The sequence below is a fragment of the Acidithiobacillus sp. M4-SHS-6 genome (assembly GCF_047421495.1).
Lineage (GTDB): Bacteria > Pseudomonadota > Gammaproteobacteria > Acidithiobacillales > Acidithiobacillaceae > Acidithiobacillus.
On sequence record NZ_CP175559.1, the window covers coordinates 2,447,787 to 2,461,464 of the forward strand.

Here is a 13,678-nt window from a genome sequence, read left to right on the forward strand (position 1 = left end):
CGCTCAGCGATTGCTCAAGGTGGCGAAACTGATCCGGGTCAACCCGGCCTCCTGGGCGGCATCCAGGACATCAATCACGTATTGCTGGGTGGTATTTTTATCCGCACGCAACACGATCACCCGTTGCGGATCCTTGGCCGCCAGCACCTTCAGGCGTCCCAACAAATCGGCCATGGGCACATGGACCTTATCCATCTGGACCTGTCCGCTGGCAGTCAGATCAATGGTGATGGGGGTCTTGGGCAGCCCCGCAGCGGCCTGCTGGGCCTTGGGCAATTGCATGGAAAGATGGGATTGATGCTCAAAACTGCTGGTCACCATGAAAAACAGGAGCAGCACCAGCACAATATCCACCATGGACACCACATTGATGTCCGGCTCTTCGTTGACGCGTGGGCGCAGATTCATCTTCCCGTGCCTCCGGAAACTATATTCACCACTTTCAAGGCTTCTTTCTCAATGGCCAATACCAAGCCATCGACCTGTCCCTTGAAATAGCGATAAAACATCAGACTGGGAATGGCGACGATCAGGCCACTGGCGGTGGTGATCAGGGCTTCGGCAATGCCGCTGGCCAAAGCCTTGGGATCGCCGGCACCGACCATGCCGATGGCCGCAAAGGCGTGCATGATCCCGAAAACCGTTCCCAGCAAACCCAGCAAGGGCGAGACCCCGGCAATACTTCCCAGGAAGTTCAAAAAACGATCCAGATGCGCCACTTCATGACGGCCGCTTTCTTCCACGGATTCCTTGATGACATCCCGGGGCTGACCTGCCTGCTGCAAGGCCACCAGCATCAGACGCGCCAGGGGCGTGTCGTTTTCGTAGAGCAGCTTGACCGCCTGCTGCACTTTCCCCACCTCCACCAGATCGGTGACCCGGGGAGCCAGGTCCCGGGGAGCAATACGGGCCTTGCGCAGCACCCAAAAACGGTTGCCGATGATCGCCAAAGCGATGACGGCCAGGAGAATCAGAAGGGGTAGGACAAAACCACCCAGTTTAAATAACTGCAGCAACTCCTGCACATCGCCTCCAGCATTCGGTTAAATTGGACGAAGCAGGAATATAGCACAACACCCGGAAAACGGCAGCGCGGCAGAGCGGATCAGTCCCTGGCCTGCCAGTAGGCGGGCGATGGAGCAGCTGCCGGAAGAAAATGACCGTTTTGCCATGACCAGACTCCAGAAGGGTTCTTTCCCGCATAATGCATGAGCGCATGGGGCAGGAGGCTGGCCAGCAATTTCCGTTCATCCTCAGCCAGGCTGTCAGGCGCCAATACCAACTGTATCTGCTGCAAGGTCCTGGAGTGGATGGCAGCCAGACGCTGCAGGGTATTGGCATCCATATCGCCCAGAATCAGCAAATCTGGACCCTTTCCCCACAAGAGCATGCAAGGCTGGATCGTCTTGTCCAGATCCACAAAAGCGCTGCCAGCCGGAGCATTGCCCGGACCTCCCCGACAGACGCCCAGGGGTCCGGGACTGTGCGGATAATGACGGGCACCCACTGGTCCCCACTGCTGCCGCGCCGCCGGGACCGGCCAAGGCGTGGAACTGTCTGTCCGCACCCAGTCCGAAACCCTATCCAGACCTTTCTTCTGGAGCACGGCGGCAAGGGCCTGACCCGCCTCACGCCGGGCTCCAGCTTTCCAGAGATTGGCGGTCCATACGCCACTGTGCTGCTTTTCTTGCCAAAAGAGGACCATGCCAGACTGCGCCGAAAGATCGCGCAGTTCAAAATCCGAACTCCCTTCTGCCGGCACCAGCAGCGGCAGCAAACCGAGAAAGGCCAGGGATCGACCCGGCCAGCCTGGCGGCAGGAAGAAAATACTCAGTCCAAACGCGGCGGCCAGTACCGCCCAGATCCGATCCGTACCCGTATGTAGCTGCGCATAAGGGATCTGGAGCAGGACTCTGAGGAGTGCGGTAATCCCGTCCATCTGCAAGGCAACCACACGAAACAGCACGCGACTGAGCAATTCCAGGTCCAGCAAGGCTGACAAGGTGCCCAGCAAGGCCAAAGGCACCGCCAGCAATTCCACCAGCGGGATGACCAGGATATTCGCCAGGGGTGAAACCAGGGAGATTTGGCCGAACAAAGCCGCGAGGAGCGGCAGCAGCGCGATAAACACGGCCCACTGGCTGCGCAGCAGGGTGCGCCAGCCGCCTTTGCCGTAGCCAACGGCTATCAATGCCGCCACGGCTCCCAGCGACAACCAAAACCCGACATCCACCATGGCTCCAGGGTTGAACAGCACGATGAGCAGACCCGCCAGGGCCAGTCCCTGCCAGGCGCGATGGGAGCGCCCCAGCAGCCAGGATAGGGCGGCGGCAGTAATCATCCATGCGGCACGTTCTCCGGGAATCTGCATCCCCGCGAAACTGGCGTAAAACCAGGCCGCCGGAATACTGGCCAGCACCCCGGCGGTTTGCGCTGGCCAACGCATCACCAGCCAGGGCACCCGTCGCCAGAGCCATTGCATCAACCAGCCGATCAGACCTGCCACTATGGCCACATGGGAGCCCGAAATGACCAGCAGATGGGCCGTCCCCGTATCCCGGTAAATACCCCAGATTTCGGGAGAAAGCTGATTGCCCACTCCCACACTGAGGGCCTGGACAAATCCGGCGGATTCCCGATCCAGCGCCATGTTGCTGGCCTGCAGCGCCGCTTGCCGGGTCTCCGCAATGTGATCTTCGAGACTCCAGAAGGATGGTGCCAGCAGACGCGCATTCTCGATGCGCGCCACCCCGCCGATGCCTGCCCAGAAACGCTGCCGGGCAACATCCGCAAATGGACTGCTGGGCAAGCTGCTCAGTGCTTCACTGCGCAGTTGCAGATGCCAGCGTTGCCCGACCACAGGCAGTTCGGGAAGGGATCCGTGCACCTGGAGCACAGCCGGACGCTTACCGCCAGGGGCATGTTCCAACCAACCTTCGGGGGCCAACTGAAAGCGGTATTCCCGCCCCCCCAGCTGGGGAATGGAGACTATTCGCCCTTCAACGGTGAAAGTCCGGGCTATTGGCCAATGGACAGCCAGGCGCTGCTCGGCCTGCCAGATTCCCCAGGAAAAGGCCCCAGCCGCCAGAACCATGAGCAGGGCTGGTCGCCATTTCCAGACCAACGGCAAAACCATGACGGTGATGGAGAGCGAAATCCACAGCGGCGGTAGCTGCCGGAAACTGTGAAACAGCCCCATCCCCAAACCCACCGCCAAGACAACCGATGGCAAGGAAGGCCAGGATTTGGTTCCGGGCAAGAGCTTGGCTACACTAGGGCGAATATTGTTGTGGAAATACCCCATTGCGCCTACCCGCATTTGTCCGCCTCCCCACTCGCGAGGAAATCCTCAAAAAGCGCCCCCTGGGGCGTTTTACCCATTATCTGGCGCGGCCGGTACTCTGGCATCCGCACCGCCACAGCGTCGCCCGCGCGGCCGCCATCGGCACTTTTATCGGAAGTCTGCCATTTTTTGGGCACTTACTCACCATCACCTTGCTCTGCCTCTGGCGGAGAGCCTACATTCCAATAGGGTGGGTCATGCCTTGGGTGGTCACGGGCCCCCTGACCATCATACCGTTTTTCTTTGCCGCTTATGAATTGGGTTTCTGGCTACTCAGCCAGTTGGGAATCGCCCCTGCCATCACCATTCACTATGCCGATATTCATGAGATATTCCATGGGGATATTGGCATCATGGCGATGGGAGACCGGCTTTGGCATGCCTATCTGGTGACCTGGATAGGCAGCCTGATACTGGGCAGCGTCCTCGCCCTGGTGGTTTACTTGGGCATCATGCAGGGCTGGCGCATCTGGGTGATCTGGCGCCTGCACCGCCGCCGACTACGCCGGACACGGGCGCGCTAACTCAGCTTTCCGGTGCCTGCAGAATCCCATTATGCAAACGCAGCACTCGTCCCATATGGGCCGCCAGCGCCGGTTCATGGGTCACGATGACCAGAGCCGTGCCCATCTCGCGATTCAGGCTGAGCATCAAATCGTGCACGCTTTCTGCCGAGACGCTATCCAGATTTCCCGTGGGTTCATCCGCCAGCAGCAAGGCGGGGCGGGTGACCAGCGCCCGAGCCAGGGCCACCCGCTGTCTTTCCCCGCCCGAGAGCATGCCCGGCTTGTGATGCAGGCGTTCACCCAGCCCGACCCGCGTCAGGATTTCCTCACCCCAGGCCTGTACCGAATGGCGGGAGACCCGCCGAATCAGCAATGGCAGGAGCACATTTTCCAGGGCCGTAAACTCCGGCAACAGGCGATGCAACTGATAGACGAAACCCACGCTCTGGTTGCGCAGACGGCTGCGTGCGGATTCCCTGAGTTTGTAGATTTCCTGGCCGAGAATGCGCACCACGCCACCCGTCGGTTTTTCCAGTCCGCCCATGAGGTGCATCAGGGTGCTTTTACCCTGACCGGAGGCGCCGACAATGGCCAGACTCTCCCCCCGGCGGACTTGCAGGTTGACGTCACGAATGACTTCCAGCTTGTCTCTGCCCATGGCAAAGCTCTGGCGCAAATGCTCCACAGACAGGATCAGATCATCACTCATAGCGCAAGGCCTCCGCCGGAGCGACCCGGGATGCCCGCCAGGACGGGTACAAGGTGGCAATCCAACTCATGATCAGTGCCGCCAGAGCCACATGCACCACGTCCCAAAGCTCCAGTTTGGAAGGAAGCTGGCTGATGGAATAGACCTGCGGAGAAATGAACTGGGTATGCAGCAATTGTTCCAGAGCGGGTACCAGCGTCGGGATGTTCAGGGCCAGCAGGACACCGAAAAGTACCCCCAGCAGGGTGCCAAACAGCCCGATCACCGCGCCCTGCACCATGAAAATCAGCATGATACTGCGCGGCGTGACCCCCAGGGTCCGTAAAATCGCAATGTCGGTTTCCTTGTCGGTCACCACCATGACCAGGGTGGCCACAATATTGAAGGCCGCCACGGCAATGATCAGGGAAAGAATCACAAACATGACCAGCTTTTCCATGCTCAGGGCCTTGAAAAAGTTTTCATGGGTCTGGGTCCAGTCCTGAATATAAAAGGCGGGCCCCAGTTGCTGCTGGAGATGGGCCGCAAAGGCAGGGGCGTCGAAGGGATTCTTGATCTGCATGCGCAAACCTGTCACCCCTTGGCCCAGACCATAGAGGCGCTGGGCATCCCTCAGATTGATGTACGCCATGCCGCTGTCGTAGGCGTAAATACCCACCGAGAACAAACCCACCACGGTAAACTGACGCAAGGACGGACTCACGCCCAGAGGCGTCACGCCCCCCTGGGGTGAAATCAGGGTCACCTTGTCGCCCACCGTCACCCCCAGTTGCCGGGCCAGGGCCGTGCCCAGGACAATGCTCCAGGGCTGGCTTTGCAGACTTTGCAGTCTGCCGACCTTCATGTTCTTGGCCAGTTTGTCCACTTTCCCTTCCAGGGCTGGATCAATACCCTCGATCATGGCACCACTCACCAGGCCATCATGGGAAATCAGCGCCTGCGCCTGCACATAAGGCGCCACGCCCGTGACATCGGGCAGCCGGGACAGGCGTCGGGTTGCGGTCTGCCAGTTGAGCACCGGCACCCCGTTACCCTGGACGATGACATCGGAAGTCACCGCCAGAATCCGTGAGCGCAGGGTGTGATCGAAACCGTTCATGACCGCCATGACGGCAATCAGGGCCGCCACTCCGATCACCATCCCGAGAATGGCCGTTCCGGTAATGAAGGAAATGAAATGATTGTTGCGCTTTGCCCGGGTATAGCGCAGCCCGATCCACAACTCATAAGGGCGCATGTTTATTCCGGTCGCAGATGGGGAAAAAGAATGACTTCGCGAATACTGGGCTGGTCCGCCAGCAACATCACCAGGCGATCAATGCCGAGTCCCACCCCCGCCGTGGGGGGCATGCCATACTCCAGGGCGCGGATATAATCGGCATCATAAAACATGGCCTCTTCATCGCCAGCGTCCTTGGCATCGGCCTGGGCACGGAAGCGGGCCGCCTGGTCTTCGGGATCGTTGAGTTCCGAAAAGCCATTGGCCAGTTCCCGCCCGGCAATCATCAACTCGAAGCGATCGGTCACTTCCCCATCCAGATCATTGCGGCGTGCCAGGGGGCTGACTTCCAGGGGATACTCGGTGATGAAGGTGGGCTGCTGGAGATGACCTTCCACGGTTTTTTCAAAAATCTCGATCAGCCGCTTGCCCCAACCCCAGGAAGCCTCGCAGGGAACCCGCAATTGAGCCAGCTTGGCGGCCAGCAGTTCCGGATCGCGCAGATCGGCATCCGCCAGATCCGGATTGTGGGCGCGCACCGACTCTGCCACGGTCATGCGCACAAAAGCCTTGCCCAGATCGATTTCCTGACCCTGGTACTGAATCAGGGTCGTGCCCAAGGCCGCCTCGGCGGCAGCGCGAATCAGCGCCTCGGTCAAATCCATGGCGTCACGATAATCGGCATAGGCCTGATACCATTCGAGCATGGTGAATTCGGGATTATGGCGGGTCGAAACCCCCTCGTTGCGGAAATTGCGGTTGATTTCGAAGACCTGTTCGATCCCGCCCACCACCAGACGCTTCAAATACAGTTCCGGGGCAATGCGCAAATACAGGGTCATATCCAGGGCATGATGATAGGTCATGAAGGGCCGCGCCGTGGCGCCACCGGGAATGACATGCATCATCGGCGTTTCGGCTTCAAAAAACCCGCGCTGGCGCAACCCTTCCCGCAGTGCCGCCACGGTTTCCGCCCGGATCTGAAAAGTACGCCGGGCCGACTCGGTGACGATGAGATCCACATAACGCTGCCGGAAGCGGGTTTCCGCATCACTCAAACCATGCCATTTTTCCGGCAGGGGACGCAGGGCCTTGCTCAACAACTGCAGGCTATGCACCTTCAGGGAAAGTTCGCCGGTCTTGGTCCGAAACAGGGTGCCTTCCACCCCGATGATGTCACCGAAATCCAGGGACTTGAAGCGGGCATAGGCTTCTTCACCCAGATTATCGCGGCTGAGAAAAAGCTGTATGCGTCCGGACTGGTCCTGAATGTCGGCAAAACTGGCCTTGCCCATGACCCTCCGGGTCATCAGACGTCCACCCAGCCGCGCCAGGATCGGCTCCTGCTCCAGGGCTAGGGCATCCATATCGCCATAGCGCCCTTGCAGATCGCCCGCCAGGGCATCGCGGCGAAAGTGGTTGGGGTAGGCCTGCCCCTCTTGACGCCACTGGGTCAGCTTGTCCTGGCGTACCTGCATCTGGTCATTCAGTTCCTGATCCACTTTCCTCTCCTCGCACAGATTGTGCGTGACTGCATCTTACAAGCCGGCTTTCAGTGCCGCTTCGATAAATTCATCCAGGGCGCCATCCAGAACCTTCTGGGTATCACCCACTTCGACTCCGGTACGCAGGTCTTTGATCCGTGACTGATCGAGGACATAAGAGCGAATCTGGTGCCCCCAGCCGATATCGCTTTTGCTGTCTTCCAGCGCCTGCTTTTCGGCGGCACGTTTCTGCATTTCCATCTCGAAAAGCTTGGAACGCAACATGCGCATGGCTTCGGCGCGATTTTTATGCTGGGAACGATCGGTCTGACAGGCGACAATGATGCCCGAAGGCACATGGGTGATCCGAATGGCCGAATCTGTCTTGTTGACGTGCTGGCCACCCGCCCCGCTGGCCCGGTAGGTGTCCACCTTGAGGTCCGCCGGATTGATCTCGATTTCAAAACTGTCGTCAATTTCCGGGTAAACGAACACACTGGCGAAACTGGTATGCCGCCGGTTACCCGAATCAAAGGGCGACTTGCGCACCAGACGATGGACGCCGGTTTCCGTGCGCAGCCAGCCAAAGGCATGGTCGCCCTTGACATGGATGCTGGCGGACTTGATACCCGCCACCTCCCCTTCCGAGACTTCCACCAGCTCGGCGGCGAAACCGTGCTGCTCCGCCCAGCGCAGATACATGCGCAAGATCATTTCCGCCCAGTCCTGGGCTTCGGTACCGCCCGCGCCGGCCTGAATATCCACAAAGCAGTTTGCCGCATCCTGCGCGCCGGAGAACATGCGCTGAAATTCCAGTTTTTCGACCAGGGCCAGCGCCGTATCCAGATCCGCATCTACCGCTGCCAGCAGATCCTGGTCCTGCTCATTCAGGGCAAGTTCCAGCATTTCCTCCCCCTCCGCCAGACTGGCGCTGAGCTTGTCCATGGGCGTGATGATGGCTTCCAGGGCAGAGCGCTCACGACCCAGTTCCTGAGCTTTTTCGGGGTTATTCCAGATGGCCGGGTCTTCCAGCTCGCGCTGGACCTCTTCTAGTCGGCCGCGTTTTTCCTCGAGGTCAAAGGTACCCCCTCAGGCCCGCGACACGGGCCTGGAGATCCTCGTGCAAGGCACGCATCTCATTCACTTCTCTCATGATTTTTCCTTTTCCAGCGCACTGCACCCGGACCCGGTCCGCGCCAGCACGTTCATCCCACACATAAAGCCCACAATTATGCGCAGTTTCGGTGCTGATCTCCAGTGGCTTTGCTCGACGCGAAAATCTTAGGCTTTTGCCCAGTTTTCCACCTGCAAGCCTTCAGCACGGGCATGGGCGGCAATCCACAGATCGTTGTTGCCCATGGGACGCCCACAACTTTCAAGGGCCGAGATTCGGATGATCGCGCTTCCTGGAGACGCGGAATCCCCTCATCTTCACCCAAAGAGCAGTCATATCCCCTCGCGATGTCCGCAGAAGTCGTATTTACCCGAGTTGATCCGCTTTATTCAGGAAGCAGCATCCGTGCATACAGTCGTAGCTTCGAGTACGGATAGCCGCAAAGTCTTATAGACAGGACGTGTTGCACTGCGTCATAACCCCGCTTGCACCTGGCTTGGGCATTTCCTGTTCCAGCCAGCGATGACCGCCCAAACCCAGAAGAAGTTCGCCATGAAGGACGAACCCTGACTGGGCAGTCATGGTTTCTTCTGTAACTGCCAGCTTGAAAGAAAGCACGGTTTGTGCCATTTTTACCGCCAGGGTCTTCCTATGTAACTCTCCCGGTGGGTGATCTGCATTTCGCAAGGCGCTTATACTGGAAACCCTTATAGATTGGTTCCTTCACGTCGTTTTTCTTTAATTTCACCGCGGAATTTGGGGAAGATTTTCCAGCGACCTCGCAGTGACACTGCGACAGCTTGGAAGCCCTCATTCACCGGCCTGTATGATTAGCGCCGATAGGCCAAGGTAATTGATGTCGAGCAGAGGAATGATCTTCCATGAATACCGGTGAAAGCAGCGCTACAGCGGCATCCGCCTCCGACCTTCCCCAAAAAAGGGACTGGCGCTTCATACTGATCGCCATAGTGTCTGGCCTGGGTGGCCTGTTGTTCGGTTACGATACCGGTGTCGTTGCCGGTGTTGTACTCTTTTTGCCCAATGTCTTTCATTTTGGCGCCAGCATGAACGGCCTCTTCGTTGCCATCGCGCTGGCAGCCGCGGCTTTCGGCGCCGCCTTCGCCGGGGCTCTGTCCGATGCCTTTGGCCGCCGCAGTGTGCTGATGGTCACGGCCGTTCTGTTCGTCGCTGGGGCGATGCTGGCCGCCATTGCCTGGAGTGTGCCGATCCTTTTCCTCGGCAGGGCGATGGTTGGTGCGGCCATCGGTGTTTCCTCCATGATCACGCCACTATATCTGTCGGAAATCGCCGCTGCGCACTGGCGCGGCGCTATCGTCACCATCAATCAGTTTTACATCACCGTCGGTATTTTCGTCTCTTATATCGCCGATTATCTGCTTTCGGGTTTCACGGATGGATGGCGCTGGATGTTGGGCTTGGGCATCATCCCTGGAGTCATTTTGTTGATCGGCATGACGATTTTACCGGAGAGTCCGCGCTGGCTTTCGGGTCGTGGTCTGGTCATGCGCGCCGAGGCGGCGCTGCGGTTCCTGCGTAACCAACTGGACGTCTCCGTCGAACTCGGCGCCCTCCGCCGCGATGTGGTGGAAGGAACCCGCCTGGCAGCACCGTGGTCGCTCCTTTTCGAGCACAAGATGCGTAGGCCGTTGATTGTCGGCATCGGGCTCGCCATTTTCCAGCAGATCACCGGCATCAACGCCGTCCTGTACTTCGCGCCATCCATCTTTCAGGCTGCGGGTCTCTCCTCAACCTCGGTATCCATCCTCGCCACGGTCGGCATCGGTGCGGTCAACGTCGTCATGACTGCCGTCGCCATGCGTCTTCTGGACTCGTCCGGCCGACGCAGACTGCTGCTCTGGGGTCTCTGGGGCATGCTGGTAAGCCTCGCCATTATTGGTGTCGGATTTATGGTGCAACTGCACGGCGCGCTGGCCTATGTCATCGTAACCATGGTGGCCGTCTTCGTCGCCTTTTTCGCCATCGGTCTCGGCCCGATTTTCTGGTTGCTGATTTCCGAGATTTTCCCGCTGGCCATCCGCGGTCGGGCCATGAGTATTGCCACTGTCGCCAACTGGGTGTCCAACATGGTGATAACGGGGATATTTCTCAATCTGCTGCTGGCCATCGGGCGAGGTCCCACCTTCCTGCTCTACGCCGGGATGACGGTACTCGCCATTCTCTTCACGCTCTGGATCGTGCCGGAAACCAAAGGCCGTACACTGGAAGAAATAGAAAACAATCTCGACGTGGCCGATCAGAAACCGGTATCGTATCCCTAAGAAGCTGCGGTCTATTCACCGATCTCCATGCGATGCTCAAACGCGCCGCCGAGCTTCAAGGCCGCACCATGACCGATTTCGTGGTATCCACGCCGCCCGGGACGCCGCGCAACGCGCCATCGAGCAGGCAGAAGTGATCCGGCTCTCGCTGGCTGATCAGGAGTGCTTTGCACAAGCACTGCTGTCACCACCACAACCGGCCCCGGCTCTGGAACGTGCCTTTGCCAGACGAGCAGCGCATCGCGGGCTACTACACCTTGGCCTCGGCTAGCCTGCTGCTGGCCGATCTTCCGGTCAGGACGGGCAAGAAGCTGCCGCGCTATCCAACCGTGTCCGCCGTTCGTATGGGCCGATTGGCTGTCGATCAGACATTCAAGGGGCAAGGCCTTGGTGGTGCGCTTCTGGCCGATGCGCTCGACCGTGCTGCCCGTTCGGAGATTGCCGCCTTCGCCCTGGTGGTGGACTCCAAGGACGAGGCAGCAGCAGCTTTCTATCGGCATCACGGCTTCATCGCCTTGCCAGATTCGCCGCTTACGCTGTTTTTGCCGCTGGCGACCGTCCAGCGTTCTTGAAACTCGCCGTTCCAAGCCGTTTGAACTGAGAGCGATTTTCGAAAAACCCCGGCCACATCGTCGCTATACCTCGCCGTTTTCTCGACAAGGCTTCGTTTGCGAGAAGCCATCAGCAATTTGTGTCATCCATTCCCATCGCGTCCGGCCTTTCCGGCTTCGCCGCAGAAGTGAGTAGCACTGGCAACGGTGGACAGTCCATGGTTATGCGTGTCATCGTCCCGCCCGCCATGCTTCATGGCGACGCTTCCCAAGGGTTGATGACCTTCAGCCCTCCAGCCTCAAATGGGCTGGTATCCCGTGTTGCCACTATCAGTCCATGTGTGGCGGCAGTGGCTGCAATATAGCCGTCTTCCTTGGCGATGGATTTACCCGTTGCCCTGGCCCGCGCCATCAGTTCGGCGAAGGTTTTGGACGTGGGCAGATCAAAGGGCAACACCCGGCCGGCGAAGTTCGGTAAAACCGCATCCTCCAGCCGGGTCTGATAGATCGTCCGGCGCTTGCCCCTGGGCATCGTCGCCAGACCATAGCGCAGCTCTGCGATGGTAACGGCAGACAGATAAAGCGTTTCAACAGCCTGAGCATCCACCCAAGTCAGTACATGAGAATCCGGCTCAACCTTCCAGAGCTCGGAAATGACATTGGTATCTATAATGATCATTCAAAACTCATGGGCTCAGCGGGCATCTTGTCACGCACGCTCTCAAACCGGGCATATTCTTCATCGGTCAGGCCGCCCCCCGCCTCGCGGGCGATGGAAGTCAGCAAGGAGCCCAGTTTGACGCGCTCTGGCGGCCTTACGGCGATTTCCAGAATATCGCGGATTTCCGCTTCTGTGCTACGGCCATGAAGTGCGGCACGCACGCGAAGCGCACGATGCACGGCATCAGGCAGGTTTCTTACATTTACGTTTGCCATTTGGTAGTCCTCCATGAGTAACGCTGCCAATGACCCCATATTATGGTTTATGCTATCAGCACGCAACTTATGCCATAATTGGCGTTACCCGCGAACCTAGAATAAAACTATTGGGAACTTCGAATAACAAAAAAGTCGCTGTTTGAAGCAGAGAGATTTCCCCTTGATTGACCTGCTCCCGCTCCTTTCAGTGCAGGTGTTGCCGGGGGACCGTGACAAAACTAGCGTCAATGATTTGTAGAGCGTTGGGTTATTTCCATAGGGTTGGATCCATCCGCCTATGGCACGCATACCATGCGCCGAACCAAGGCCACCTTTGACGGATCCCGGGTGTCGCTGGCCGTTGAGACAGGCGCGCTTCTGGCCGGCCATGTTTCGCCCCGGAAGCGATTGGAACCGGTGCGGACCTGGATAGAGGCGCATCGGGAAGTTCTGTTATTGGAATATCGGAGGTTGAATTCATGAACCAAGCACCCAGAATTGAAACCGCGACGATTACTGGCCCGTTCCAGATAGAAATTCATTGGTCCACTGGCGAAGTGTTTACCACGGATCTCCAGGACCTTATTGGTCCGCCACGGAAGGAAGATCCCTTTTGCGCACTGCATGATCCGGCCTTCTTCGCTCAGGGGCATGCAGATGACTGGGGTGACGGCCTGAGTTGGCCCGGCGGATTGGATCTGGGCGCAGACCGCCTCTATTCCCTGGGGAGGAAACAGGCAGGATTACCAACACGTGAGGATTTCATCCAGTGGATGGAGCGGAACAATCTCAGTCTGAGTCATGCGGCGGAAGCCATTGGGATGACTCGGCGCATGATGGCTTATTACAAAAACGGCTCGCGGCCGATACCCAAAACCGTGTGGCTGGCCTGCATCGGTTATGAGGTGCTTGAGCGCCACGCAGCTTGATTATGGTGACTTAATGGTCGATTTTGCAGCGGAAGTGGACGTTCAAATTCTGGTGGATTGGTGTAGAATCAAAAAAGTAGGATGGTTGTAGCCGAGGAGATCCAGAAATGTTATACGGTAATGTCGGGTGTTATGCTGCAAACCCGGTGCAGTACAATTCACGTTCAACGCGATAGGGCGCCGCGTTTTCCCCGCCTTCAAAGAGAACTCCATTAGCATGTATTCCGGGGCTTTATGAAGGGCGGGGAAAAATGGTAAGCTGCGAAGCGTTGTTTCGCTGTCGCATAAGCGAGCTTGATGCGCACAGCCGAAAGCAGACGCTTCGCGATGAGTTACAAGAAGAGGCACTGTCCCATGAGCCATGGTGGACTGCAAGCTGAATTTCCATTTTTGACGCTGCACGGGCGTCGACCTCTCGTGACGAACCGTTCGTTGGAACGGGCGTTCCGCGCAAACGTAGTGCCAGCCGACGAGTCCATATTGGCGGAACGCCGCTCAACTCAGTCACGTTAAAGAGCAAATGACCGCTTCCAGTCTCTTTCCGCCATTGAGAACAGCAAACCACGAATTCCGCGCCACTTGTGCTTCATTCATATACGAATAAG

16 protein-coding genes are annotated in these 13,678 nt (G+C 58.3%); 6 read left to right on the top strand and 10 right to left on the bottom strand.

All coding sequences use genetic code 11. The features are described 5' to 3' along the window. Positions 1–3: 3 nt before the first annotated feature. The 3 genes from ACJU26_RS12710 to ACJU26_RS12720 form a co-directional block, all read right to left on the bottom strand. Positions 4–408, bottom strand: a complete 405-nt coding sequence (locus ACJU26_RS12710; protein WP_414040001.1) for an ExbD/TolR family protein — start codon at positions 406–408, stop codon at positions 4–6. After that, positions 405–1,025 (bottom strand): MotA/TolQ/ExbB proton channel family protein, encoded by a 621-nt coding sequence (locus ACJU26_RS12715; RefSeq protein ID WP_414040002.1) that lies wholly within the window; start codon positions 1,023–1,025, stop codon positions 405–407. Before ACJU26_RS12715 ends, ACJU26_RS12710 begins: the two co-directional genes overlap by 4 nt. Before the next feature lie 80 nt (positions 1,026–1,105). Continuing rightward, positions 1,106–3,319 carry a ComEC/Rec2 family competence protein gene (locus tag ACJU26_RS12720; protein ID WP_414040003.1) on the bottom strand — a complete coding sequence of 738 codons (2,214 nt, stop codon included), beginning with the start codon at positions 3,317–3,319 and terminating at the stop codon, positions 1,106–1,108. Between ACJU26_RS12720 and ACJU26_RS12725 the strand changes: the two genes are divergently transcribed. Beyond that, positions 3,304–3,867 (top strand): DUF2062 domain-containing protein, encoded by a 564-nt coding sequence (locus ACJU26_RS12725; RefSeq protein WP_414040004.1) that lies wholly within the window; start codon positions 3,304–3,306, stop codon positions 3,865–3,867. The two genes, ACJU26_RS12720 and ACJU26_RS12725, sit on opposite strands and share 16 nt — an antisense overlap. A gap of 1 nt (position 3,868) precedes the next feature. On the opposite strand, the gene ACJU26_RS12730 is transcribed toward ACJU26_RS12725, so the two are convergent. From ACJU26_RS12730 to ACJU26_RS12750, 5 genes are all read right to left on the bottom strand, one after another. Further along, positions 3,869–4,558 carry an ABC transporter ATP-binding protein gene (locus ACJU26_RS12730; RefSeq protein WP_414040005.1) on the bottom strand — a complete coding sequence of 230 codons (690 nt, stop codon included), beginning with the start codon at positions 4,556–4,558 and terminating at the stop codon, positions 3,869–3,871. Next, positions 4,551–5,795, bottom strand: a complete 1,245-nt coding sequence (locus ACJU26_RS12735) for a lipoprotein-releasing ABC transporter permease subunit (protein ID WP_414040006.1) — start codon at positions 5,793–5,795, stop codon at positions 4,551–4,553. Before ACJU26_RS12735 ends, ACJU26_RS12730 begins: the two co-directional genes overlap by 8 nt. A gap of 2 nt (positions 5,796–5,797) precedes the next feature. Continuing rightward, positions 5,798–7,297, bottom strand: coding sequence for a lysine--tRNA ligase (gene lysS / locus ACJU26_RS12740; protein WP_414041982.1), 1,500 nt, complete (start codon positions 7,295–7,297; stop codon positions 5,798–5,800). Between the two features lie 18 nt (positions 7,298–7,315). Further along, positions 7,316–8,414 (bottom strand): peptide chain release factor 2 gene (prfB, locus tag ACJU26_RS12745; RefSeq protein WP_414040007.1). Its coding sequence is split into 2 segments (ribosomal slippage): positions 7,316–8,338 and positions 8,340–8,414, totalling 1,098 coding nucleotides; the frame shifts between segments, so codons are not numbered across the junction. 408 nt (positions 8,415–8,822) lie between these two features. Continuing rightward, the gene (locus tag ACJU26_RS12750) at positions 8,823–9,005 is read right to left on the bottom strand and encodes a hypothetical protein (RefSeq protein ID WP_414040008.1); all 183 of its coding nucleotides are present in this window, start codon (positions 9,003–9,005) and stop codon (positions 8,823–8,825) included. A gap of 251 nt (positions 9,006–9,256) precedes the next feature. Here ACJU26_RS12750 and ACJU26_RS12755 point away from each other — a divergent pair, with 251 nt between their 5' ends. Genes ACJU26_RS12755 through ACJU26_RS12770 form a run of 4 tightly spaced genes read left to right on the top strand, consistent with a single transcriptional unit; the run spans position 9,257 to position 11,247 of the window. Further along, positions 9,257–10,675: a sugar porter family MFS transporter gene (locus tag ACJU26_RS12755; RefSeq protein ID WP_414040009.1), complete on the top strand. Its 1,419-nt coding sequence runs from the start codon at positions 9,257–9,259 to the stop codon at positions 10,673–10,675. Positions 10,676–10,707: 32 nt separating this feature from the next. Beyond that, a complete protein-coding gene (locus ACJU26_RS12760) occupies positions 10,708–10,812 on the top strand; it encodes a DUF1778 domain-containing protein (RefSeq protein WP_414040010.1) in 105 nt (34 codons plus the stop codon). Beyond that, positions 10,809–10,946, top strand: a complete 138-nt coding sequence (locus ACJU26_RS12765; protein ID WP_414040011.1) for a DUF1778 domain-containing protein — start codon at positions 10,809–10,811, stop codon at positions 10,944–10,946. Before ACJU26_RS12760 ends, ACJU26_RS12765 begins: the two co-directional genes overlap by 4 nt. Further along, a complete protein-coding gene (locus tag ACJU26_RS12770; RefSeq protein ID WP_414040012.1) occupies positions 10,897–11,247 on the top strand; it encodes a GNAT family N-acetyltransferase in 351 nt (116 codons plus the stop codon). The genes ACJU26_RS12765 and ACJU26_RS12770 overlap by 50 nt, the downstream gene beginning before the upstream one ends. A gap of 232 nt (positions 11,248–11,479) precedes the next feature. Here ACJU26_RS12770 and ACJU26_RS12775 read toward each other — a convergent pair whose 3' ends face one another. After that, positions 11,480–11,905 carry a type II toxin-antitoxin system VapC family toxin gene (locus tag ACJU26_RS12775; protein ID WP_414040013.1) on the bottom strand — a complete coding sequence of 142 codons (426 nt, stop codon included), beginning with the start codon at positions 11,903–11,905 and terminating at the stop codon, positions 11,480–11,482. Then, positions 11,902–12,162 (bottom strand): FitA-like ribbon-helix-helix domain-containing protein, encoded by a 261-nt coding sequence (locus tag ACJU26_RS12780; protein WP_414040014.1) that lies wholly within the window; start codon positions 12,160–12,162, stop codon positions 11,902–11,904. Before ACJU26_RS12780 ends, ACJU26_RS12775 begins: the two co-directional genes overlap by 4 nt. Positions 12,163–12,623: 461 nt before the next feature. Between ACJU26_RS12780 and ACJU26_RS12785 the strand changes: the two genes are divergently transcribed. Next, positions 12,624–13,073 carry a DUF2442 domain-containing protein gene (locus ACJU26_RS12785; protein WP_414040015.1) on the top strand — a complete coding sequence of 150 codons (450 nt, stop codon included), beginning with the start codon at positions 12,624–12,626 and terminating at the stop codon, positions 13,071–13,073. The last annotated feature ends 605 nt before the right edge of the window (positions 13,074–13,678 follow it).